This window comes from Kitasatospora sp. NPDC089509, assembly GCF_044749365.1.
GTDB lineage: Bacteria > Actinomycetota > Actinomycetes > Streptomycetales > Streptomycetaceae > Kitasatospora.
This window is the reverse complement of the sequence record NZ_JBIVHS010000001.1, coordinates 353,308-377,355: the sequence shown is the minus strand read 5'-3', so window position 1 is coordinate 377,355 and position 24,048 is coordinate 353,308. Positions and strand designations below refer to the sequence as shown.

At 74.4% G+C, this 24,048-nt stretch carries 15 protein-coding genes and 1 riboswitch; of the genes, 7 read left to right on the top strand and 8 right to left on the bottom strand.

Going from position 1 to position 24,048, the window contains the following annotated elements; translation table 11 throughout:
• The first annotated feature begins 32 nt into the window (after positions 1-32).
• From ACIP4P_RS01420 to ACIP4P_RS01400, 5 genes are all read left to right on the top strand, one after another.
• The gene (locus ACIP4P_RS01420; protein ID WP_400913542.1) at positions 33-3,137 is read left to right on the top strand and encodes an amino acid adenylation domain-containing protein; all 3,105 of its coding nucleotides are present in this window, start codon (positions 33-35) and stop codon (positions 3,135-3,137) included.
• Positions 3,134-4,369 carry a cytochrome P450 gene (locus ACIP4P_RS01415; RefSeq protein WP_400913540.1) on the top strand — a complete coding sequence of 412 codons (1,236 nt, stop codon included), beginning with the start codon at positions 3,134-3,136 and terminating at the stop codon, positions 4,367-4,369. The genes ACIP4P_RS01420 and ACIP4P_RS01415 overlap by 4 nt, the downstream gene beginning before the upstream one ends.
• Positions 4,370-4,422: 53 nt before the next feature.
• Complete coding sequence (locus ACIP4P_RS01410; RefSeq protein WP_400913537.1) at positions 4,423-5,661, top strand: cytochrome P450; 1,239 nt, start codon at positions 4,423-4,425, stop codon at positions 5,659-5,661.
• A gap of 139 nt (positions 5,662-5,800) precedes the next feature.
• Positions 5,801-6,871, top strand: a complete 1,071-nt coding sequence (locus ACIP4P_RS01405) for a hypothetical protein (protein WP_400913535.1) — start codon at positions 5,801-5,803, stop codon at positions 6,869-6,871.
• Between the two features lie 48 nt (positions 6,872-6,919).
• Complete coding sequence (locus ACIP4P_RS01400) at positions 6,920-7,303, top strand: hypothetical protein (RefSeq protein ID WP_400913533.1); 384 nt, start codon at positions 6,920-6,922, stop codon at positions 7,301-7,303.
• On the opposite strand, the gene ACIP4P_RS01395 is transcribed toward ACIP4P_RS01400, so the two are convergent.
• The gene (locus tag ACIP4P_RS01395) at positions 7,280-7,918 is read right to left on the bottom strand and encodes a hypothetical protein (protein WP_400913531.1); all 639 of its coding nucleotides are present in this window, start codon (positions 7,916-7,918) and stop codon (positions 7,280-7,282) included. The genes ACIP4P_RS01400 and ACIP4P_RS01395 overlap by 24 nt on opposite strands.
• A 181-nt stretch (positions 7,919-8,099) precedes the next feature.
• Positions 8,100-15,209, bottom strand: coding sequence for an LPXTG cell wall anchor domain-containing protein (locus ACIP4P_RS01390; protein WP_400913529.1), 7,110 nt, complete (start codon positions 15,207-15,209; stop codon positions 8,100-8,102).
• Here ACIP4P_RS01390 and ACIP4P_RS01385 point away from each other — a divergent pair.
• The gene (locus ACIP4P_RS01385) at positions 15,196-15,609 is read left to right on the top strand and encodes a hypothetical protein (protein WP_400913527.1); all 414 of its coding nucleotides are present in this window, start codon (positions 15,196-15,198) and stop codon (positions 15,607-15,609) included. The two genes, ACIP4P_RS01390 and ACIP4P_RS01385, sit on opposite strands and share 14 nt — an antisense overlap.
• 181 nt (positions 15,610-15,790) lie before the next feature.
• Here the strand turns inward: ACIP4P_RS01385 and ACIP4P_RS01380 are convergent, their stop codons facing one another.
• The 3 genes from ACIP4P_RS01380 to ACIP4P_RS01370 all read right to left on the bottom strand — a co-directional run bounded on the left by ACIP4P_RS01380 (position 15,791) and on the right by ACIP4P_RS01370 (position 20,012).
• A complete protein-coding gene (locus ACIP4P_RS01380) occupies positions 15,791-16,720 on the bottom strand; it encodes an aegerolysin family protein (RefSeq protein WP_400913525.1) in 930 nt (309 codons plus the stop codon).
• A gap of 85 nt (positions 16,721-16,805) precedes the next feature.
• Positions 16,806-17,138, bottom strand: a complete 333-nt coding sequence (locus tag ACIP4P_RS01375; protein WP_400913523.1) for a hypothetical protein — start codon at positions 17,136-17,138, stop codon at positions 16,806-16,808.
• A 156-nt stretch (positions 17,139-17,294) separates the two neighbouring features.
• Complete coding sequence (locus tag ACIP4P_RS01370) at positions 17,295-20,012, bottom strand: LuxR C-terminal-related transcriptional regulator (RefSeq protein WP_400913521.1); 2,718 nt, start codon at positions 20,010-20,012, stop codon at positions 17,295-17,297.
• A 402-nt stretch (positions 20,013-20,414) separates the two neighbouring features.
• On the opposite strand from ACIP4P_RS01370, the gene ACIP4P_RS01365 reads away from it, so the two are divergent.
• Positions 20,415-20,588, top strand: a complete 174-nt coding sequence (locus tag ACIP4P_RS01365; RefSeq protein ID WP_400913518.1) for a hypothetical protein — start codon at positions 20,415-20,417, stop codon at positions 20,586-20,588.
• Between the two features lie 93 nt (positions 20,589-20,681).
• Here the strand turns inward: ACIP4P_RS01365 and ACIP4P_RS01360 are convergent, their stop codons facing one another.
• The 3 genes from ACIP4P_RS01360 to ACIP4P_RS01350 form a co-directional block, all read right to left on the bottom strand.
• A complete protein-coding gene (locus ACIP4P_RS01360) occupies positions 20,682-21,395 on the bottom strand; it encodes an IclR family transcriptional regulator (RefSeq protein WP_350515851.1) in 714 nt (237 codons plus the stop codon).
• Positions 21,396-21,611: 216 nt separating this feature from the next.
• Positions 21,612-21,755, bottom strand: a riboswitch (SAM riboswitch).
• 83 nt (positions 21,756-21,838) lie between these two features.
• On the bottom strand, positions 21,839-23,350 hold the full coding sequence (locus ACIP4P_RS01355; RefSeq protein WP_400913516.1) for an FAD-dependent monooxygenase: 1,512 nt from the start codon (positions 23,348-23,350) through the stop codon (positions 21,839-21,841).
• A 53-nt stretch (positions 23,351-23,403) separates the two neighbouring features.
• Positions 23,404-24,039: a PadR family transcriptional regulator gene (locus ACIP4P_RS01350; protein WP_400913514.1), complete on the bottom strand. Its 636-nt coding sequence runs from the start codon at positions 24,037-24,039 to the stop codon at positions 23,404-23,406.
• Between the last annotated feature and the right edge of the window lie 9 nt (positions 24,040-24,048).

Genomic DNA, 24,048 nt, shown 5'->3' with positions numbered 1-24,048 from the left:
CGGCCGACGGAGCCCCTTCCCGAGAAGGACCCATGACCGACATCGACGTCTCGTCACGCCCGCTCCACCTCCCTGCCCCCCGCGCCGCCCGCTCCGAGGACCGGCTGCAGCAGCTCACCCTCCCGGAGCTCTTCGCCCGGCAGGCCGCCGCCCACCCCGACGCACCGGCCGTCCGGCACCGCGACCGCACCCTCGGCTACGGCCGGCTCGACACCCGCTCCACCGCCCTGGCCGCCCGGCTGCTCGCCGCCGGCCTCACCCCCGGCGAACCCGTCGGCGTGTGCGGCGGCCGCTCCCCCGAGGCGCTGATCGCCCTGCTGGGCATCCTCAAGGCCGGCTGCGCCTACGTACCGCTGGACGACGAACTGCCCCCGGCCCGCCTGCGCGCCATGGCCGAGGACGCCGGACTGCGCGCCGCCGTCACCCTGCCCGGCACCGAACGCCCGGTCCGCGGCCTGCGGGTGAGCATCCCGGTCACCGTCGACGACGCGGACACCGCTCCGGCGCCCACCTGCGCGTCGACAGCGCCCGCCGCCCCCGCCGACTGCGCCTACATCGCCTTCACCTCCGGCACCACCGGCCGCCCCAAGCCCGTGGCGATCCCGCACCGGGGCATCGTCCGGCTCGTCCTGGCCGACCGCGAACTGCCGCCGCCCGGGCCCGGCGACCGGATCCTGCACGGCTACGGCCTGTCCTCGGACGCCTCCACCATCGAGATCTGGAGCGCCCTGCTCACCGGCGCCTGCCTGGTGATCGCCGACCGCGAGGAACTCCTGTCGCCCACCGCCCTGGAGGACCTCCTCCGCTCCCGGGGCGTCACCGTCGCCTACCTGACCACCAGCGTCTTCCACCTGCTCGCCCGCACCCGCCCCGAGGCCATGGCGGGCCTGCGGTTCGTCTCGGCCGGCGGCGAGGCGATGGACCCGCGGCTGGCCAACGCCGTCCTCGCCGCCTGCCCCGCCACCACCGTGGTCAACTTCTACGGCCCGACCGAGAATTCGGTGGTCTCCACCGCCCACCGGCTGCGCCCGCTGCCCGAGGACGCCACCCACGTCCCGATCGGCCGCCCGTACGCCGGCACCACCTGCCACGTCCTGCGCCCCGACGGCACCCCCGCGGCGCCCGGCGAGGAGGGCGAACTGTACGTCGGCGGCGACGGGTTGGCCCTCGGCTACCCCGGCGACGAGCAGCTGACCGCCGAACGGTTCGTCCGTCCGCCGCGGGCCGACCCGGGCGCCCGCCTCTACCGCACCGGCGACCGGGTCGTCCGCGACGCCGACGGCCTGCTGGAGTACCGCGGCCGCGCGGACCGCCAGGTGAAACTGCGCGGGGCGCGCATCGAACTCGACGAGGTGGAGGCGCGGCTGCGCGCCCACCCGTCCGTGGCCGAGGCCGTCGTGGAGACCGACGGCGCCGGACTGACCGCCTACGTCACCCCCGTGGCCCCGGGTCACCCGCTGCCGCTGCCCGGGTTACGCGGCTACTGCTCCCGCTGGCTGCCCCCGCAGGCCGTCCCCTCCCTCGTCGCCCTGGACCGCTTCCCGGTGACCAGCGGCGGCAAGGTGGACCGCAAGGCGCTGCGCGCCGCCGCCGCGCCGGCCCTCCGGGCGCAGACGCCGGACCCGCGGCCCGCCGAAGGACTCGCCGGCCTGCTCGCCGGGATCTGGCAGCAGGTGCTGCGCACCCGGCCCGCCCCCGAGGACGACTTCTTCCACCTCGGCGGCGACTCCCTGCTCGCCTCCGAGGCCGTCACCCGCACCCTCGCCGCCCTCGACCTGGACGCCGCCCTCAGCTCCACCCTCATCCGGGCGCTGCTCACCGCCCCCACCCTGGCCCGCTTCACCGACGCCGTCCGGGCCGCCCGCGAAGGCTCCCCGGCCGGCCCCGCCGAGAGCACCGTCGACTTCGCCCGCGAGACCGGACTCGGCTTCCGGCTGCCGCCCGCCCAGGGCCCCGCGCCCTGCCCCCAGGACCCCAAGGACGTGCTGCTCACCGGCGCCTCCGGCTTCGTCGGCGCCTTCCTGCTGACCACCCTGCTGCGCCGCACCGCCGCCCGGATCCACTGCCCGGTCCGCGCCGCGAGCCCCGCCCACGCCGAACAGCGCGTGCGCACCGCCCTGGCCCGCTACGGCCTCCACCTCGACGAGGCCGACCGGCAGCGCCTGGAGTGCTTCCCCGCCGACCTCGCCGAGCCCGGCCTCGGCCTGCCGGCCGGGCACCGCGCCGAACTCGCCGACCGCCTCGACCTGATCGTCCACAACGGCGCCCAGGTCAACTTCCTCTACCCGTACGAGCAGTTGCGCGCGCCCAACGTGGACGGCACCCGGGAGATCGTCCGGCTCGCCGCGCCCCGCCGGGTGCCGGTCCACTTCCTGTCCACCGTCGCCGTCGTGGCCGGCGCCGGGGCCGCCGGGGTGCGCGCGGTCACCGAGGACGACGCGCTCGCCCACCCCGACGGGCTCACCATGGGCTACGCCGAGAGCAAGTGGGTCGCCGAAGGGGTGCTGCGCCGGGCCGCCGAGCAGGGACTCCCGGTGGCCGTCCACCGCCCGTACGAGGTGACCGGCGACCAGGTGAGCGGGGTGAGCAACACCGAGACCGCGATCTGCTCGCTGTTCCGGACCATCGCCGAGACCGGACTGGCCCCCGACATCGCCCTGCCCATGGACTTCGTCCCGGTCGACCACCTCGCCGAGGCCGTGGTCCACATCGCCACCCGGCGGGACGCCGACGGCCGCACCTACCACCTCACCAACCCCCGGCCCGCGATGCTCTCCGACGTCATCGAGCGGATGCGCGCGGCCGGCTGCGCGGTCCGCACGCTGCCGTACCCGCAGTGGGTGGAGGAGCTGGTCCGCCACGTCGCGGCGAACCCGACCAGCGCCACCGCCCCGTTCGTGTCGCTCTGCGTGGACCGCAGCCGCACCGCCGACCTGTCCGTCAAGGAGCTGTACTTCGAGGGCACCTTCCCGGTCCTCGGCCGGGACAACGCCGACGCCGCGCTGGCCGACAGCGGACTGCACTGCCCGCCGGTCGACGCCGCCCTGCTGGACCGCTACCTGGAGTACTTCTTCACCTCCGGGTACCTCCCGCGCCCCACCACCGTTGCCGCCGCCACCCCGGAGAGCGCCCGATGACCGACACCGCCGTCCCCGCCCCCGTCCCCATTCCCGTCCCCGAGGTGACGCCCGGCACCGCCGGACCGCCCTGCGGCTACGCCCGGCTGCGCGCCGAACAGCCCGTCGTCCAGGCCCAGTTGCCCAACGGCGAGACAGCGTGGCTGCTCAGCCGCTACGCCGACGCCCGGGCCGCCTTCGCCGACCCGAGGCTGGTCCGGCCGCTGCTGTCCGCCTGGCCCCCGGTCGAGGGCGACGACGCGCCGCCGCCCTGCCTGCCGACCTTCCTGGAGATGCGCGGCGAACACCACGACCGGGTACGGCGCGCCGTCCTGCCGCTGTTCGGCCGCGGCCGGCTGGAGTTCATGCGCCCCCGCATCCGCGCCATCGCGCGGGAGCTGCTCGACACCATGACGGCCGCCTCGCCCGACCGCACCGCCGACCTGGTGGCCGGCTACGTCGAACCGCTGCCGCTGCGCGTGCTGTGCGAGACCATCGGCCTCCCGCACGAGGACCGCGACCGCTACCTCCCGCACACCCTCACCCTGCTCAGCGCCGCCGCGCTGACCATGGACGACATCCTCGCCGCCCTGTACGCCCTCCAGGACTACGCCGCGGAGCTGCTCGACCGCAAGGAGCAGGACGGCGAGGCGGTGGACGGCGACGGGGACTACATCCGGCTGCTGCTCGCCGAGACCCGCCGCCCCGGCAGCGACCTCGTCCGGGACGACGTGGTCAGCTTCGTCGTCACCATGCTGATGGCCGGCTACAAGACCAACATGCAGCACACCGGCAACGCCCTGCTCACCCTGCTCAGCCACCCCGACCAGCTCCGCCGGCTGCGCGAGGAACCCGCCGGGATCACCACCGCCGTGGACGAACTGCTGCGCCACGTACCGCTCATGAACGCGATCAACATCCTGGTCGCCGAGGAGGACCTCACCCTCCACGGGCAACTGATCCGGGCCGGCGACGCCGTCGTCCCGGTGCCCGCCTCCGCCAACCGCGACCCCGCCGCGTTCACCGACCCCGACCGCCTCGACCTCGGCCGGACCCCCAACCCGCACCTCGCCTTCGGCCACGGCCCGCACGCCTGCACCGGGGCGCACCTGACCCGGATGCAACTGGCCGTCGTGATCCAGGTGCTGCTGGAGACCCTGCCCGGCATCGAACTCGCCGAGCCCGCCGAGTCCCTGCCCTGGGACGAGACCACCCCGCTGCGCGCCCCGGCCCGCCTGCCGGTGCGCTGGTGACCGCGCCGCACCGCCCCGCCACCCCGATTCCCGCCCAGAGAGGACCGCGCCCCGTGAGCGCATCCCAGGCTCCCGCCACCACCGACGGCGCCCCGGACGACCGGCCGCTGCCCCGTTACCCGTTCAGCACCGACGGCGACCGCCTCGCCCCCGAACTGGACGAGCTGCGCAGCCGCTGCCCGGTGGCCCGGGTCCGGACCAACTCCGGCGGCGAGGCGTGGTTGGTCACCGGCTACGAGCTGGCCCGCGACGTCCTGCGGGACCGCGCCTTCGCCCGCTCCGTGCTCGGCGAGTCCGACAGCCCGACCCAGGACGCCCCGATCCTGGCCCCCGAACTGATGGGCGCCATGGGCCACCTCCAGCAGGCCGGGCTGCGCGACGAGGTGCTCACCGCCCTCGGCCGCAACCAGCCGGAACTGCCCGCCGACTGGGTCGCCGAGGTCACCCGGGAGGGCCTGGACCGGATGGCCGCCGAGGGCTCACCCGGCGACCTCCAGCGCCACTTCGCCGAGTGGGTGGCCGCACAGTGCCTGTGCCGGCTGCTCGGCCTGCCCTTCGCGGACCGGGAGTGGCTCGCCGAGCGGGCCGACAAGGACCTCACCATGGCGACCTACTCCGACCGGGAACTCGCCGACAACTGGGAGGAGATCCGCGCCTACGTCGCGGCCCACCTGGCCGCCCGCACCCCCGGGCGCCCGCGCGGACTCGCCGACCGGCTCGCCGACCTGAACGCCCGCAACACCCCGGAGCAGGGGCTGAGCGACAGGCAGCTGTCCAACATCGTCGCCGTCCTCTTCGTCAGCGGCTACGAGGACTTCGCCAGCTTCCTGGGCGTCGCCGCGGTCAACCTCCTCCGCCGCCCCGAGGCGATGGCCGCGCTGCGCGAGGACCCCGGGACGACCCCCCAGCACGTGGAGGAACTGCTGCGGTGCAGCGTCGTCCTGGGCAACGCGATCCCGCGCTTCGTCACCGAGTCCACCTCCCTGGCCGGTGAGCAGGTCGAGTCCGGCGACCTGGTCCTGCTCTCCCTGGACGCCGCCAACTTCGACCCGGCCGCCTTCACCGACGCCCAGCGGTTCGATCCCGCCCGCTCGCCCAACCCGCACCTGCGGTTCGGCCACGGCCGCCACCACTGCCCCGGCGCCCACCTGGTCCGCCGCCAGTCCGACACCGCCTTCCGGGTCCTGCTCCAGCGGTTCCCCGACCTGCGCCTGGCCGTGCCCGCCGACGAGGTGCCCTGGCAGCCCAACCGGATGGCCATCACGGCCGCCGCCGTCCCGGTCACCTGGTGACCGCCGGGGTGCCGCACCGTACAGTCGCGGTGCGGCACCCCGTCCGACCGCCCCACCTGCCCTCTTGCGGCCCCGGACCGGGGCGGTGACCCTTGGGGGGAGCGACGGCCCGCACTCCCTCCCCCCGAAAGGGCCCGCCATGCCCCAGGACACCGCGTTCACCCTGCCCTTCGGGGCCGCGACCAGTCCGGACGCCGACGCCGCCCGGCAGCGCAGCCTCCACTGGTGCCGTCGGCAGCGGCTCGTCGAGGACCCCGTCGACGAACTGCGCCTGCTCCACTGGGACTTCGCCGGACTCATGGCCGGCTGGAACCCCCGGGCGAGCGGCGAGCAGCTGGACCTCACCGTCGACGCGGTCGTGGTGGCCGCCCTCCTGAACGACCACATCGACGACCACATCGACGACCACGTCCACGGCCCGCTCGCCGGCCCCCTCCCCGACCGGCCGGACCGGATCGCCGCCCTCTGCGCGGAGCTCGGCACCGTCATCGCCACCGCAGGGCGGCCCCCGGCAGCCGCCGGGCCCCTGGTCCGGGCCTTCGCCGACGTCTGGCGCCGGCTCGCCGACGGCGCGTCACCCGGGTGGCTGGAGCACACCGGGCAGCACTGGCAGTGGTACCTCGGCGCCCACCTCCAGGAGGCACGCCACCGCGCCCGGCACCACGCCCACCACCCCGCCCGCCGCCGCGTCCCGACCCGCGCCGAGTACGCGGAGCTGCGCCGCCGGTCCGGCCCCGTCCCCGCGATGATCGACCTCAGCCAGAAGGCGTACGGCTTCGAACTCCCGCGCCGGCTCGCCACGGACGTCGTGGTCCGCCGGATGCTCGACCTCACCGCGGACGTCGTCGGCGCCCTCGGCGACGTGCACTCCGTGGAGCGGGACGAGTCCCGCGGCGACCTCCACAATCTGGTGCCCGTGATCGAGCACGAGCTGAACTGCGGGCGCGCCGAAGCCCTCCAGGAGATCCAGTCCATGATCACCTCCTGGTGCGAGGAGTTCCTCCTCCTGGAGGCGCGGCTGCCGGACACGGTCGGACACCGGGACGCCCCGGCCGCCCGGCGGATCGCCGACTGCCTGCGCACCGCGATGAGCGGCTACCTGGAGTGGAACCGGACCACCCGGTACCACTCCCTCCTGGTGCCGGCCGGGGACGACCACATCGGGCCGCCCGACCACCCCCGCCTCTGGTGGGGCCACACCCCGTCCTGACCGCCCCGACCGGCCGTCGGATACGGTGCCGGTCGACGAAGGGAAGCCATGGAGGACCCGCAGTTCACCGTGACGCTGGCCGGCGCCTCACCCCGCGGGGCGGCCCGTCTCCGAGCGGTCCGCAGGGCGACCGGGCTGAGCCTGTGGCGCAGCGGCCTGCTCCTGGACGGCGGGACGTCCGTGCTGCTCGCGGAGGTCCCGTTCGAGCACGCGGCCCCCGCTGCCCGCGAGCTCCGCCGGGCGGGCGTGGCGGTCGCCGTCAGCTGCGGCGTGTGCCGACGCATCCTGCCCGAGGACGACTCCCCCGTCGACCCGGGCCCTTGCGCCGAGCGATACTTTCCCACCGCCCACTGTCAGGCCAACTCCCTGACCAGCTGCGACTGTTCGTACTGCGTCGAGTACGGCCCGCTACCCGGCTTGGCCGGGCGCTGAGCCCGGTTCGCCGCTGCCCGCCCGCCGGCGGCGCCACAGCCACCAGGTGCCGACCGCGCCACCCGTGCCGAGGGCGGCGGCGGTTCCCACCAGGGCGAGCCGGCGGCCGGCGCCGCCCTCCTCCGGCATCGGTGCCGCCGCCCGGCGGCCGGCCGGCAGCAGGTCGAGGTGGCTGGCGCAGACCAGTGGCTGCTTGGCGTCGCCCTGGTAGGCACAGGCGGTGCTGGAGGAGCGCAGCACTTCGGGCCCGGTGTCGGCGAGTTCGGCGGTGGTGGTGAAGGTGCGGGTGGCGCCCGGGTCGAGCGTGAGGTCGGTCCAGCTGGGCCGGTCGGCGTGGGCGGCCGCGTCGCCGGAGGCGGAGACCGGACGGGCCGCGGCGGGCAGCTGCTGGGTGACCCGCAGTCCGGTCAGCGGCTGGGCACCGAGGTTGTGCAGGGTGACGGTCCAGGTGAGCCGGTCCCCGGGCCGGGCGTCCTGCCGCCCGTCGTCGAGCGCGATGGCGAGGTGCGGTCGGGTGTGCGGGTCGGCGGGCTCGGCCGCCCGGGCGGCCCCGGGCGCGAGGGCGCAGCCGACCAGGACGGCGGCGGCGACGAGCAGGTGACGGTGGCCGGGCATGCGACAACTCCTCGGGGCGGTACGCGGATCGGCCTCATTCGAGCAGCCGGACCGGTCACGGGTCGGCGCACCGCACGGTGGCGCCGCGGGGTTCCACTCACTCGGCCCAACACGGCGGCGGAGCCGTTCCCTTACCGGGAGCGGCTCCGCCGTGCGTTGGTCCGTCGATCGGACCGTCGGGTCAGCGCATGGTCCTCCTGCGCCGGACCGTCAGCCACAGTCCGGCACCCACCGTGATCAGCACGCCCGCGAGACCGAGCAGCGGTCCGGCGGGGGTGCCGCTCCCGGTGTTCGGCAGCGGGCCCGGGCCCGGCGAGGGCGACGGCGAAGGACTGGGCGACGGCGACGGCCCGGGCGGTTCCGGGGTCACCGTCGCCGAGCAGGCCGGGTCGGTGGAGCCGGGCGGGCAGTTGGAGTCCGGGGCGGTGACGGTGTTGCGCAGCTGCGCCGTGCCGGTGCTGGTCACCGAGTAGCGGACGGTGGTGCTCTCACCCGCCGCCAGCGCGCCGGTCCAGCTGAGCACCGGTCGCGCGTAGTCGACCCGGCCGGTGCCGGCGGTGGCGTCCGCGTTGTAGGTGGCGCCGGTGAGCACCTGCCCGAGGTCGTCGCTGAAGGACGCGTCGGGCACGTCGGTTCCGCCGTCGTTGGTGACGGTCACCGTGTAGGTGACGGTGTCGCCCTTCTTGGCCTGCTGCCGGTCGGCCTTCTTGGTGAGGCTGAGGTGCCGTCCGTTCAGGTGGGTGCCGCAGCGGGGGTCGACGTCACCGCTGGCGCGACGGCCTCCCGGCATCGGCACCGGGCAGTTGCTGTCGGGCGCGGTGACCACGTTGTCCAGGCTTCCGGTGGCCGGGGTACCGACGGTGACCGTGTAGCGGATCACCGCCTGCGCGCCGACCGCGAGGCTGCCCTGCCAGGTGAGTTTCGGCGCGGTGTAGTTGACGCTGCCGGTGGTGGCGGTGGCGTCGCCGTTGTAGCGGGCGGCGGCGAGCACGCCGGTCAGGTCGTCGGTGGCGGTGGCGTCGGTGTAGTCGGTGCCGCCGGTGTTGGTGACGGTGACGGTGTAGGTGACCAGGTCGCCGGACTTCACGGTGGTCCGGTCGGCCTGCTTGACGACCTCCAGTTTCCTCAGCGGGGTCTCCCGCGAGCAGGCCGGGTCGACCGAGTCGGCCGGGCAGTTGCTGTCGGGGGCGGTGACGGCGTTCTTCAGGGACTGCCCGGCGGGCACGGGGCTCTTGACCGTCACGCTGTAGCCGATGGTCGCGGCGGTGCCCGGTGCCAGGTCGCCGCTCCAGCGGAGGGTGCGGCCGTCGAGGGTGACGCTGCCGGTGGAGGCGGTGGCGTCGCCGTTGTAGTCGGCGGCGCCGAGCACCCCGGTGAGGTCGTCGGCGGCGGAGGCGCCCGGGTAGGCGACGGGGCTGTCGTTGCGGACGGTGAGGGTGTAGGTCACCTTGTCGCCGGGCTTGGCCTCGGTGACGTCGGTGGTCTTGGCGACGGTGAGGTACCGGACCGGGACGGTGGTGCCGCAGGCCGGGTCGGTGGAGCCGGGCGGGCAGCTGCCGTCCGGTGAGGTGACGGCGTTGACCAGCTTGCCGTCGCCGGTGACCGGGCTGTTGACGGTGACGCTGTAGGTCACGGTCGCCGTCGCCCGGCCGGGGAGGTCGCCGTTCCAGCTGAGCACGGGCGCCCGGTAGCCCACCGTGCCCGCCGTGGCGGTGGCGTCGTCGCCGTACGTCGCCTTGTCCAGGACCTTGGTGAGGTCGTCCGTGAAGGACACCCCGGCCGCGTCCTCCTCGGCGAGGTTGGTGACGGTCACGGTGTAGGTGACCTTCTCGCCGGGCCGGGCGACGGCCGGGCTCGCGGTCTTGCCGATCCTGATGTTGCGGGCCGGCACGGTGTTGGTGCAGTCCGGGTCGGTCGAGCCGGCCGGGCAGTTGGAGTCGGGCGCGGTCACCGTGTTGACCAGCTTGCCGCTGCCGGTGATCGGGTTGTGCACGGTGACGCTGTAGGTGATCCGCGCCGAGGCGCCGACCGCCAGGTCACCGGTCCAGGTCAGGGTCGGCGCCGCGTAGCTCACCGTCCCCGCCGTGGCGGTGGCGTCGTCGCCGTACGCCGCGCCGTCCAGCACCTTCGACAGGTCGTCCCGGAAGCTCGCGCCGGGGTAGTCGGCCTGGCCGTCGTTGCTGACGGTGACCGTGTAGGTGACCTTCTCGCCGGGCTTGACCGAGGTCCGGTCGGCGCGCTTGACCACCTTGAGGTGCTTGACCGGCACGGTGTTGGTGCAGGCCGGATCGCCGGTCTCCGGGCGGCAGTTGCCGTCCGGAGAGGTGACGGCGTTGACCAGTTTGCCGTCGCCGGTGAGCGGGTTGTTCACCGTGACGCTGTACGTCACCTTGGCGCTCCGGCCGGGCTGCAGGGCGCCGGTCCAGGTGAGCCGGGGCGCCGCGTAGGAAACGGCCCCGGTGTCCGCGGCGGCGTCACCGTCGTAGGCCGCGCCGCCGAGCACCTTGGTGAGGTCGTCGGTGAAGGTGGCGTTGGGGATGTCGGCCTGGCCGTCGTTGGTGACGGTCACCGTGTACGTGACCTTCCCGCCGGCCGTGGCAACGGCCGGGTCGGCGCTCTTGACGATCTTCAGCGAGCGCACCGGGACCGTGTTCGTGCAGTCCGGGTCGGTGGACCCGTCCGGACAGTTGCCGTCCGGCGAGGTCACCGTGTTGACCAGCTTCCCGCTGCCGGTCAGCGGGTTGTCGACGGTCACGCTGTAGGTCACGCGCGCCGAGGCGCCCACCGCCAGGTCCCCGGTCCAGGTCAGCGTCGGCGCCGTGTAGGCCACCGCACCCGCCGAGGCGCTCGCGTCGTCGCCGTACGCCGCGCCGTCCAGCACCTTCGACAGGTCGTCCCGGAACGTCGCCCCGGCGATGTCCGTCTGCCCGTCGTTGGTCACCGTCACCGTGTAGGTGACCTTGTCGCCGGGCCTCGCCACGCTCGGGCTCGCGCTCTTGACGATCTTCAGCGAGCGCACCGGCACCGTGGTGCCGCAGGCCGGGTCGGTGGACCCGGCCGGGCAGTTGGAGTCCGTTGCCGTCACGGCGTTGACCAGCTTGCCGCTCCCGCTGATCGGGTCGTTGACGGTGACGCTGTAGGTCACCGTCGCCGAGGCGCCGACGGCCAGGTCGCCGGTCCAGGTCAGGGTCGGCGCCGCGTAGCCCACCGCGCCCGCCGTGGCGGCCGCGTCCTTGTTGTAGGCCGCGCCGTCCAGCACCTTCGACAGGTCGTCGCCGAAGGTGGCCCCGGCGATGTCCGTCTGCCCGTCGTTGGTCACCGTCACCCGGTAGGTCACGGTGTCACCGGGCTTGGCGACCGCGGGGCTCGCGGTCTTGGCCAGCCTCAGGTGCTTCAGCGGTACGACGGTGCCGCAGGCCGGGTCGGTGGAGCCGGGCGGGCAGTTGCCGTCCGGCGAGGTGACGGCGTTGGCGAGCCTGCCGTCCCCGCTGATCGGGTCGTTGACGGTGGCGCTGTAGCTGACCCGGGCCGAGGCGCCGACCGCCAGGTCGCCGGTCCAGGTCAGGGTCGGCGCCGCATAGGAGGCCGTCCCGGTGGTGGCGGCGGCGTCCTGGTTGTACCGGGCGTCGTCCACGACCTTGGAGAGGTCGTCGCTGAAGGTGGCCCCGGCGATGTCGGTCTGCCCGTCGTTGGTCACCGTCACCGTGTAGGTCACGGTGTCGCCCGGCTTGGCGACGGCGGGGCTCGCGGTCTTGGCCAGGTGCAGCGAGCGGATCCGTACGGTGTTGACGCAGTCGGGGTCGGTGGAGCCGGGCGGGCAGCTGCCGTCCGGTGAGGTGACCACGTTGACCAGCTTCTTGTCGCCGGTGGCCGGGTTGTTGACGGTCACCGTGTAGGTGACCCGGGCCGTGGCGCCCGCCGCCAGGTCGCCGGTCCAGGTCAGGGTCGGTGCCGTGTAGCTCACCGCGCCCGCCGTGGCGGTGGCGTCGTCGCCGTACGTCGCGTCGTCCAGCACCTGGCTGAGGTCGTCGCTGAAGGTGGCGCCGGTGACCGGGTCGGCACCCTGGTTGGTGACGGTCACCGTGTAGCTGACCTTGTCACCGGGCTTGGCGACGGCCGGGCTGGAGGTCTTGACCACCTTGACGTCGCGCGCCGGGATGTGCGTCCCGCAGGCCGGGTCGGTCGAGCCCGCCGCGCAGTTGGAGTCGGGGGCGACCACCAGGTTGTCCAGGTGCTTGTCCCCGGTGTACGGGTCGTTGACCGTCACGCTGTAGACCACCGTGGCCGAGCCGCCGACCGGCAGGCTGCCGGTCCAGCTGAGCACCGGCGCCGCGTAGGCGGGGGTGCCGGTCGAGGCGGTGGCGTCGTTGCCGTACACCGCGTCGTCCAGCACCTTGGTCAGGTCGTCGCGGAAGCCGGCGTCCGGCACGTCGACCTGGCCGTCGTTGGTGACCCGGATGGTGTAGGTGACCTTCTCGCCGGGCCGCAGCTCGGTGCGGTCGGCGGTCTTGCGCACGGTGAGGTGCTTGATCAGGACGGTGGTGCCGCAGGCCGGGGCGGTGGAGCCGGGCGGGCAATTGGAGTCGGGGGCGGTCACGGCGTTGACGAGCCGGCCGTCGCCGCTCAGCGGGCTCCTGACGGTGACGCTGTAGGTGACGGTGGTGCTCGCGCCGGGCGCGAGGTCGCCGGTCCAGGTGAGCCTGGGCTCCAGGTAGCCGACGCTGCCGGTGCCGGCCTTGGCGTCGCCGTCGTAGGAGGCGCCGGTGAGCACCCTGGTCAGGTCGTCGGTGACGGTGGCGCCCGGGTAGGGCGCGGTGCCGGTGTTGCGGACGGTCAGGGTGTAGGTCACGGTGCCGCCGACGCCGACCTGGGCCGGGCTGGAGGTCTTGGTGACCTCCAGGCGCTTGACCGGCACGGTGGTGCCGCAGGCCGGGTCGGTCGAGCCGGCCGGGCAGTTGGAGTCCGGCACGACGACGCCGTTGACCAGCCTGCCGTCACCCGCGGTCACGTCGGCCTTCACCTTGACCACGACCGTCACGGTGACCTTGCCGCCCTTGGGCACGTCGCCGTTCCAGACCACGGACGAGCCGCTGAGCGCGGCGGTTCCGGCGCTGGCCGAGGCGCTGACGAAGTCGGCGTCGTCCAGCACCCCGCTGAGGTCGTCCGTCATGGTGGCGCCGGGGTAGTCGACGGTGCCGGGGTTCTCGATGACGATCGTGTAGGTGGCCGTCTCACCGGGGCCGTAGCTGTCCTTGTCGGCGGTCTTGTGGGCGCGCAGCGCCTTGACCGGGACGACCGTGGTGCAGGCCGGATCGGTGGAGCCGGCCGGGCAGTTGGAGTCGGGCGAGACCACGGTGTTGCCGAGCCGGAGGTCGCCGCGCGGCGGGCTGTCGACGGTGAAGGAGTAGCGGACCGTCACCGTGGCGCCCGCCGGGACGTCCCCGGTCCAGGAGATCCGCGGCTCCCGGTAGGCGACGGTGCCGGCGGTCGCGGTGGCGTCCCGGTTGTAGGTCGCGTCGTCCAGCACGCCGCTGACGTCGTCGGTGAAGGTGACCCCGGTGGCGGCCGCGCCGCCGGTGTTCTGCACGGTGACGGTGTAGGTGACCTTCTGGCCGGGCCGGGCCTCGGTGGCGTCCGCGGTCTTGGTCAGTTTCAGGCCGGTGATCACCACCGTGCTGGTGCAGTCCGGGTCGGTGGAGCCTGCCCGGCAGTTGCTGCCGGGCGCCACAACGGCGTTGACCAGCCGCTTGTCGCCGTTCGGCGGGTCGTTCACCTTCACCGAGTAGGTGACGGTCGCGCTCTGGCCGACCTTCAGGTCACCCGTCCAGGACAGGGTGGGGCTGCGGTAGGAGACCGTACCGGCGCTGGCCCGGGCGTCGCTGTTGTAGGCGGCGTCGTCCAGCACCTGGGTCAGGTCGTCGCTGAAGCTCGCCCCGGGAAGGTCCGTCGCGCCGGTGTTGGTCACCGTGACGGTGTACTTGACGGTGTCACCGGGCTTGGCCCGGGTGACGTCCGAGGACTTCTTCACCGCCAGGCCGCCCACCGGGGTGTCGGTGGAGCAGGCGGGGTCGGTGGAGCCGGCCTGGCACTGGGAGTCCTTGGCGGTGACGGCGTTGCGCAGCCGCTTCGCGCCGCCGGAGCCGGGGTCGCCGACCGTCACCGAGTAGCTGACGGTGACGCTCTGACCGACCGCCAGGTCACCGGTCCAGCTGATCTTCGGCGCCGTGTAGCCCACCGTGCCCGCCGAGGCCCGGGCGTCGCCGTTGTAGGCGGCGCCGGTCAGCACGTCGGTCAGGTCGTCGCTGAAGGCCGCGCCGGGGTAGTCGACCGCGCCGGTGTTCTTCACGGTGACGGTGTAGGTGAGGGTGTCGCCGGGCAGCACGGTGGTCTTGTCCGCGGTCTTGCTCACCGTCAGCTGCTTGAGCAGGTTCTGCGAGGTCTGGCAGCTCGCCAGGTCGGTGAGGGCGTAGTCGCCGCCGGTGTTGGGCTTGGTGGTGCCCGTGGTGTTGCCGGAGTAGGTGCCGATGCTGACGGAGTCGCCGGTCTTCGGGTCCACCTTGAAGACCGTGCCGTCGTACTGGCCGAAGTAGATCGAGCCGTTCAGCCAGGCCATGCCGTAGTTGTAGGTTCCCGCGCTGCCGGCCGGGCCCTTCACCTGGACGACCCGCCGGGCCGTCCAGGTCGGGCCGGACATGTCGATCTGGTAGACGTAGAGCCCGCTGTACGAGACGGCCGTGTAGATGTTGCCGTCCGAGTCGACGAAGATGTCCGGCACGAAGGTGCCGTACTGCCACACGGTGTCACCGGGCAGGCCCTGGGGGTTCTGGGTGGTGGCGGCGCCGGTGGTGAGGTCCTCGCGGAAGATCAGCTTGTTGGCACCGGAGTAGAGGTTGCCGGCGCCGTAGAGCACGGGCTTCGTCGGGTCCATGCCGAAGCCGCCCCAGACGTAGCCCGAGTTGGTCGGGGGGTTGGGGCTGGTGCGGGTCTGGCCGTTGTAGATGTCGGTGGTCACCGAGCCGGTGCCGTTGGCGACCTTGTAGAGCGGCTGCGGCGAGCTGCTGTAGGTCGAGGAGATGAACGCCGGGCTGTTGGTGCCCGACGGGTCCGGGCCCATCGCCAGGTTCGCCGCCCAGGAGCCGGACGGACCGTTGTTGCCGGACTGCGCGGCGACGACGCGGTTGGTCGGTGTGGGGTTGCCGGCGGCGTCGTTCTGCAGCTCCATGATCGACTTGCCGGTGGCGATGTACAGGTGGCTGCAGTCCGCCTGCACCGGCAGCGTGTCGGAGACCACCGGCCACGCCTGCCCGGCCCGCACCTGGGCGCGCGCGGCGTCGGTGCCGGCGGCCGTGGCGCTCGCGGAGGGCGCCGCAGAGGGCGCCACGGACGGCGCCGCGAACGGCGAGGGCGTCGGCAGCGGTGCGGCCGCCGCGCTCGGCGCCGCCGACGGGCCGGCCGTCGTGCTCGCCGCAGCCGTAGCCGTAGCCGCCGTGGTCGTCGCAGCCGCCGTCGTCGCAACACCCGTCGGGGAGGCCGTAGCCGCCGGGGATGGCGACGGGGTGGGCACCGCCCCGACCAGACAGGCGGCGGCCAGTACCCCGGCCAACCACCTCCACCCACCGCGCTGCCACTGCCGTCTCGACCGGTCCATCATCGCCCTTCCCCTTCGGGGAGCCGTCCGCAGAAAAAGCTGAAGGATCAACAGATCCGTGCAGATCAGATGATGGAGGGCAAAACATCAGAATCCCGGCATTCACTCCGCCAGGTCACCGGTACGGCGGCGGCCACCCACCGAGCACCCCTGTCCGGCGGCGCGCCGGACACGGCCGGGGGACGGCCCGGGGCGGGGGACGGGCCCCCGCCCCGGGGGGAGGGTCAGTCGTGCGAGACGGTGAAGGCCACCGTCGCGTTGTCGCCGCCGCCACCGGTGCGCGAGCAGGTGTAGTGGGCGGGCGCGGTGCAGGAGTAGCTGTTGGAGCCTGCGTACGGGTTGTTCCAGTGCACGGTGACGTTGCCGGCCCCGGCGAGGAGGTACTGGACCTCGCCCTCGGTGCCGGTCATGAAGCCGTCCGACTCGCTCTGCCACGAACCGCTGCGCCCCGGCGGGATGTTGCCCGGGGGCAGCTGGTTGTCGCTCCAGATGCCCCAGTTGAGGCGGTCGTAGGTGCGGCCGAGCATGCTGCCGGTGTTGTTGTTGAGCGTGACGTACGTGCTGCGCGCGGCCAGGAGGCTGTCGGCGCTGTCGCCCTTGGCCGCGGCGGCCGCGAACCCGGAGCCGCCCCTGATCGTGAAGGTGACGTTGGTGTTGTCACCGCTGCCGCCGCTGCGCGAGCACGAGTAGCCGGCCGGGACGTCGCAGGAGTAGCTGTTGGAGCCGGCCCACGGGTTGTCCCAGCGGATCTTGACCTGCCCGCCGGCGACGGCGTAGTCGGCCCCGCCCTCGGTGCCCGTCATGAACCCGCAGGACTCGCTGCCCCACGAGGTGGAGAGGCCCGCGGGCAGGTAGTCGGTCGGCAGCTGCCCATTGGTCCAGCAGCCGTGGTCGAGGCTGGTCCAGACCCGCTGCATGCCGTTGCTGCTGTAGTTGTTCACCGTCACGTGGGTGCTGCGGGCGGCCGCCAGGGCCGCGGGCGCCTCGGTCTGCCCGGCGGTCGCGGCGGCGGCCGGTGCGGGGGCCTGGGCCGCCTGCGCGGCCGGGGCCGCGATGACGGCGCCGCCGAGCGCCAGGGCGGCGCCCAGCAGGGACGTGGCCACCGCGCGGGGCGCGCGGGCGGCGGAGGTTCGGGGCGAGCGCTTCGTCTTCATCGGGACTGTCACCTTTCGGTCGTGGCAGGGAGGGAAGGGAGGAGCGGGTGGGGAGGGACGGCCGGGAGCACGCCGCGCTCGCGGCTCACCAGTACCAGAGCACGAACTCCCGCACGGCCCCGTTGTTGACGAGCTCGACGACGAACGCGATGGCGGTGCCGCTCAGCTGCAGCAGCGCACCGGCCGCATCGGCGCTCGCCCGGTCGGCGTACGCGCCGCCCCAGTGGCGGAAGTCGGCGGCGGCCTCGGGGAGTTCATGCACGGGCGCGGTGGCGGGCGCGGTGACGGCCACGGCGCCGGCGGTGCCGCGGGCCTCGGCCGCGGTGGCGCTCGGGGCCGTCACCGCCGTCGCCACGACGGCCGCCGCGAGGGCGAGGCCGACGGTTCCGAGAGTGCGTCGCAAGGTGGGGACAGGCATCGGTCGGGACCTTTCTCATCCGGCCCGGCGGACGGTGGATGCGCGGTGTACCGGGCACGACCCACCCTGCCCGACCTGCGGAACGGCGGGCATCGTGGAAAACCACGAGCCGTTCCGGGGGCCCGTGCGCGCGGTCCGCCCACGCGCGTCCGCGCTTCAGTCCGTCCCCGGTCCCCCCAACCGGGCCATCAGCTGGGTGCGGCGGGTGACGCCGAGTTTGCGGTAGGCGTTGGTGAGGTGGGTCTCCACCGTGCGGCGGGAGAGGTGGAGTTCGGCGCAGATCTGGACGTTGGTCCGGCCCTGGACGGCGAGGTGGACGATCCGCTGCTCGGACGGGCTGAGCGGGGTGTCACCGGGGGTCTCCTCCCGGCAGGTCCGCCGGGCGGCGCCCACGGCGAGGGCGTCCCGGGCCGCGACGGCCAACCGGCCCTGGCCGTCGGGTGATCGGGCCGACAGCCGGACGGCCAGGCCGTGCGCCTCGCGCAGGTCGGCCCGTCCCTTGCGGCTGTTGCCGGCCAGGATCCGCGCCCGGCCCAGGTCGAGCAGCGACTCGATCAGCTCCACGGGCGCGAGCGCCGTCCGCAGCAGCGCCACCGACTCCGCCAGCGATTCCAGCGCCTGCCTGCTGCCGACGACGGCGGCACGGGCCCGCAGCGCCCGGCCGACCGTGCGCGGGGTGCCCCAGGTACGGGCATGCGCCAACTCCGTCTCCGCGAGTTCCCGGCCCTCCGCCAGCCGCCCGAGCCCGGCCAGGGCCAGGGCGGCGCCGGAGCGCCACGGCGTGGCCACCGGGCTGACGAAGTCGCGGGCGTCCTGGCCCGCCCCGCAGGCCAGGAAGGCGTCCAGCGCCGCCTGGTGGTTCCCCTCGTACCCGTGCAACAGCCCTCTGGCGTACCGGAGTTCGTTCCACTCCCAGGAACTGTCGGCGCTGTCCGCCGCCCGGCGGTCCTCCGTTCGCCCGCGTGCTAGCAGCCGCCACGCCACCTCCCGCTCGCCGAGCTCGTACCGGGCGAGGGCGACCATGGCCGTCAGGTGGGGCAGCCGGATGCCGCGTTCCGTGCAGGCGTCCAGCAGCGGAGCGTTCTCGGCCAGGACGCGGCCGAACTCGCCTGCCATCAGGGCGGCTTCGGCCCGGACGCTGGTCAGGCACTGGTGGCCGACGTCGGTCGGGTCCGGCAGCGCGGGCGGCGCCGGGAGGCACGCGTCGGCGAGGGCGCGGGCGTCGGCGAGCCGGTCGGCCCACTGCAGCAGGGTGGCCGCGCTGCCGAGCCAGCTGGTGCGGATCCTCGGGTCGACGGGCTCGGGCGACGCCAGTCGTGGCAGCACCAGGTCGAGCACCTCGGCGGCGGACACCCGGCCCGCCCCCGCGTCGTACTCCGCGACCAGGGCCCGCATCAGCGGCTCGATCGCGGCGGGCGCGGTCGCCGCCGACTCCCGCATCCGGGCCACCGCGTCGCGCCAGGCGACGGCGTCGTGCGAGGCGATGAGGGCGGCGACGGAGCGCAGCGCGTCGGCGCAGCCGGCGTGGTCCGCTGTCCGGCTCTCGCGGTGCAGCACCCGCAGCGCGGTGTCCGTGCGCCCTTGTGCGGCGAGGGCCGTGCCGAGGGCGGGCGCGACGGCGGCGCGGTCGCCGGGGTCGGCGTGCAACTCCAGTGCGGCGCGCAGGCGGCGGACGCCGGCGTCGGCGTTGTGGGGCAGTTCGAGCGCGCCCAGGCGCTGGGTGACGTCGGCGCGGCGGCCGGGGGCGAGCGGGCCGGTGAGCGCGTGCCGCAGGAAGGCGATGGCCTCCGCCGTCCGGCCCGCACGGAGCGCCTCCTCGGCGGCGTCCTCCAGGGACTGGGTCATCCACTCCTCGCCGGGCGGGTCGAGGTGCAGGAGGTGGGCGGCGACGGTTGTGGCGGGCGCGCCGCGTTCGTCGAGCGTGCGCGCAAACCGGCCGCGCAGCAGGGCCAGTTCGGCGGGGTCGGCGGCGGCGAGGGCGGCCTCGCGGGCCTGCGGCGCGGACAGGACCCGCGCGAGGTGGTCGGCGCCCGCCGGGAGGGTGCGGAACTCCGGGCACAGGGCGGCGACTTCGCGCAGCACGGCGGGCGGTTCCTGAGCCGGTTCCGGGGCCAGCATGTGCTGCGCGGCGACGGCGAGCGCGAGGGTGAGAGCGCGGGCGAACGGGTCGGCGCGGGACTCGATCCAGTCGGCGATGGTTCGCCGGTAGCGACTGGGGCCCGGCTCCCCCGCCGCGTCGGCGAGCAGGGCGTGGACGAGGGCGGGGTTGCCGTCGGCCGGGCGGAGCCACGTCCCGGCGCAGGTCGGGGCCCCGGCGGCCGCCGCGAGCCGCGCCACGGCGGGCGGGCTGAGCGGATCCAACTGCAGCGCACTCCCGGTGGCTTCCGGCAACGGGCCGACGGACCCCCCGGTGCCCGCGGTCAGCACGACGAGCACCGGTAGCCCCGCCAACCGGCGGGCCAGGTAGCCGATCCAGCGCTTCGACGGTTCGTCGGCCTCGTGCAGGTCGTCGACGGCCAGCAGCACGGGCTGCCGACGGGCTTCGCGGGCGAGTTCGGCGAGGAGGTCGTGGAACGTCCGTTGTTCGGCCACGGATGACTCGGTGGCGAAAGGTATCTCCGTTTCCGTCCCGGGGAAGAGTTGCCGGAGCAGGGCGAACGGGAACCCGGCCTCCTCACGCGCACCGCGTGCCCGTCGGACGGACATCGCTCCGCACACCGACTCCTGCCGGAGCACGGCTTCGAGCAGCGCGGTGCGTCCCATTCCGGGTAGTGCTCTGACCATCAGCCACCGCCCCCGTCCGGCCCGTGCGGACGCTCCTGCGGCGACGGCGATCGCGCCTTCCCCGTCCCGTTCGACCAGCGGGTTTCCCACTCATGCCCTCCTGCGGCGGATCGATCTCGATTGAGCAGATCATGACATAGCAGAGCGTGGGAATGTGCCGACTATCAGTCATATTTCCAGCCCGGACAGTTCGTACTCCCCCGTGCCGCCCGCGCCTGCCCGGCCGGATTCCAGAAAGGCACCTCCGACCGGGACCGCCCGACCGCACACGGAGGACGGGACCGAGGGATACCCGTACGGGAGACCAGGGCTTCGGCACCGCCGTCGGACGTGATGTCCGGGCGGCGGGTCGCGAGGCCGGACCGGACGAGGGGCATCGCGGCACGGGCGACGGAGGGCGGGAACCCGGGGAAGCTCGCCGGCCCGGCCAGGGAGGGCGCGGTTGCCGAGAGACGCGAGGCCGCGAAGAAGGCCAGGGCGCCCCTGCCCGTCATGTCCACCGGGCGTGCGCGGTCGGCCGCGCTGTACCTGCTCCTCTTCCCGGCCGTCGGAGTGTGGCTGACCTCGGGATTCACCTACGCCTACCGGGCCGATCCCGGCCCGGCGATCTGGGCGCTGGTCGTCGTCCTGGCGGCCGTGGTGCCCCGGTCACTGGGTCTCGCCTGATCACCACGGTCTCCGGGCGCTCCGCCGCCCCGCTCGACGCGGAGGCGGGACGGCGGAATCCGGACCGCGGAAGCCCGACGGCGGACGCCCCGGTCAGGGGCGGCGCAGGGCTTCGGTGAGGTGCCCGGCCGCCTCGACGACGGCCTGGGAGAGGCGGGCGCCGGGGTGCCGGGTGAGCCGTTCGATCGGCCCGGAGACGGAGACCGCCGCCACCACCCGGTTGGACGGGCCGCGCACCGGGGCGGAGACGGAGGCGACGCCGGGCTCGCGCTCGCCGATGGACTGGGCCCAGCCGCGGCGGCGCACTCCGGCGAGGGCGGTGGCGGTGAAGCGGGCACCCTGGAGGCCGCGGTGGAGGCGCTCCGGCTCCTCCCAGGCGAGCAGCACCTGCGCGGCGGACCCGACCTTCATCGGCAGCGCGAGGCCGACCGGGACGGTGTCGCGCAGGCCGAAGAGGCGCTCGGCGGCCGCCACGCAGATCCGGATGTCGCCCTGCCGGCGGTAGAGCTGGGCGGTCTCGCCGCTGACGTCGCGCAGGTGGGTGAGGACCGAGCCGGCGGCCGTCAGCAGGCGGTCGTCACCGGCGGCGGCCGAGAGCTCGGCGAGCCGCGGGCCGAGGACGAACCGGCCCTGCAGGTCCCGTCCGAGCAGGCGGTGGTGCTCCAGTGCGACGGCGATCCGGTGCGCGGTGGGCCGGGCCAGGCCGGTGGCGTCGACCAGCCCGGCCAGGGTGGCCGGACCGGACTCCAGGGTGCCGAGGATCGAGGTGATCTTGTCGAGCACGCCGACGCCGCTCGTGATCTCCAGGTTCTCCATGGACGGGTACTCCAGTCTCAGTTCCCGTGAGCGAAGGGTGGGTTCGGCTCACGGGTGCTCCACAGGGGGTGGGGTGGGGAGCGGGGGTGGTCAGCGAGAACAGGCCTGGAAAGTCGGCCACATGCCTGCGCCGGACACGAGACGGGTACGCGAAAGGGCCGGGGCGGGAAGCGCCCGGGCGAAGGACAGCACTGAGAGCACCGTGTCTCCTCATCTTTTCCCGCGCCACGTTGGCGACAGGCCGGAGTTGGCACTGACCCCGGACGGCACGGCGTGTACTTCGGACGCCGGGTCGAACGGGGAGTTGCCGGGGCTTCGTAGGGCCGGTCCCTCCACCCCTCTGGATGATTCGCGGAGAACGATACAAGACTTCCCGGGCATCTCGCCAAATCTTTTCCCGGCCCACACACCCGGGGCCCTGCCGCCCGGCCGTCTCAGGCCACCCGCGCCCCCTCCCCCGCCGGCTCGCCGAACCAGTGCCGCAGGGCCTGCCGGAGCCCGTCGGGGTCCTCCTGCTCGGCATCGCGCAGCAGCCAGCCGGTGTGCCCGTCCGGCCGGAGCAGGACGGCGCGGAGCCCGGGCTGCTCCGGGCAGTCCGCCGTGACGGTGGTCACCCGGTCCGCCCAGCCCGCCGCCGCTTCGCCCACCGCCGCTCCGCGAACTCCCGCACCGCTGCCGCCCGTCAGGTCGAGCAGCAGACCGCGGCCCGGGGCGAGCAGCTCGGACAGCCGGGTCGGGCCCGGGGCCGTGCTCAGGGTGAGGTCGGGGGCCAGCCGCCCGAGCCAGGGGTGGGCGGTGTCGGGGTGCGTGCCGTAGCGGGTGTCCAGTCCGGTGACGGTCTCGGCGAGGGCGCGGTTGCCCGCGGGGTGGCGGGCGACCCGGGTGAACAGGTCGACGAGCGGCCCGAGTCGGTCGTCCGCGGCGCCCAGCAGCACCTGGGCCCGGGTGGAGGCCAGGACGCGCGCGCCCGCCGCGTGGCGTTCCTCGTGGTAGCTGTCCAGCAGGTGCGCGGGGGCGGTGCCGCGCACGGTGGCGGCGAGCTTCCAGCCCAGGTTGAACGCGTCGTCCAGGGCGAGGTTGACGCCGATCGCGCCGGCCGGCGGGTGGATGTGCGCGGCGTCCCCGGCCAGCACGACCCGGCCCCGGACGTACTCGGCGGCCTGCCGGGCGGCGTTGCCGAACCGGGTGGTCCAGCGCGCGGCGCGCAGGTCGACGGGGCGGCCGAGCGCCTCGGCGACGGCGGCGCGCAGCCGGTCGAGGGTGACCGGCTCGTCCCGGTCCGCCGGGGGCTGCCGGTCGGCGGTGATGATCCTCACGTAGCCGGGGCGGGGGATCACGAAGACGCTTCCGCCGGGGCCGGTGGACACGCCGAAGGGCAGCGCCGCCGGGTCGGCGGGTTCGACGTCGCCGAGCAGTGTGAAGGCCGTCGACGCGGTGCCGGGGAAGTCGATGCCGGCCTGTCGGCGGACGGTGCTGCGGCCGCCGTCGCAGCCGACCGCGTAGCCGGCCCGGACGTGGTGTTCGCGGCCGTCGGCGACGACCGTCGCGGTGACGCACTCGGCGTCCTGGGTCAGGGCGCGCAGCTCGTGTCCGCGCCGGATGTCCGCGCCCAGCGCGAGCGCGTGCGCCTCCAGCACCTCCTCGACCCGGGTCTGCGGGATGCCCAGTGAGAACGGGTGGTCGGTGTGGGCGCCGGCGAGGGTGAGCGTCACCGGCAGTCCGGAGAACGCGGCGTGCGGGACCTGCCAGCCCTCGCCGATGAACCGGTCGGCGAGGCCGCGCCGGGCCAGCAGGTCCAGGGCGCGGGCGTTGAGGTTGAAGCCCCGGCAGTAGGGCGGGCGTTGCGGGTGACGTTCGAGGACGACGGTGTCGACGCCGGCGAGCCGGAGCTCGATCGCGAGCAGCAGGCCGGCCGGTCCGGCTCCGACGATCAGCACCTCGGTCATTCGGTGGTCCGCTCCCTCTTCGGATCGGGTGGCTCCTTCGGTCAGCACCTCGGTCATCGGGTGGTCCCCTCCCCGTCCGTCGGGCCGGTCCAGGTCCAGCCGTCCTCGGAGCGCTCGACCTCGGGCCAGGACAGGCGGCCGTCGCCGATCTCGGCGACGGTGCGCCGGGTCCACGCCAACTCGGCCTCCCAGGCGTGCAGGGCGCACTCGACCTCGATCATGAACAGCCGGGGCGCCTTCCCGGCGCCGACCGTGTCGGCCAGCACCGCCTTCGTCTCCTCGATCCGCCGGACCAGGTGCCCCGCCCGTTCGGTCAGTGCCGCCGCCGCGCCGTCGGGGCCGAGCGCACCGAGGTATGACACCGCGGCCATGAACTTCGGGTACTCGGCGACGGGCCTGCGGAGGAGTTCGTCGATCCAGCCGACGAACTCGTTCCGGCCCAGTTCGGTCGTCGCGTACACGGTGCGTTCGGGCCGCCGGCCGTCGCGCGCCGTCTCCACCGGCTCGATCCAGCCGTGCCGCACCAGGGCCTCGACGGTGTCGTAGAGCGAGCCGGAGTTGACCTTGAAGCTGCTGTCCTTGTGGCGTTCCCGCAGGATGGCGGCCATCTCGTAGGGGTGCATCGTCCGTTCGAGCAGCAGGCCCAGTACGGCCAGCGCCAGGGTGTTGGAGATCTTCCGTCTGGTCATCACGTTCAC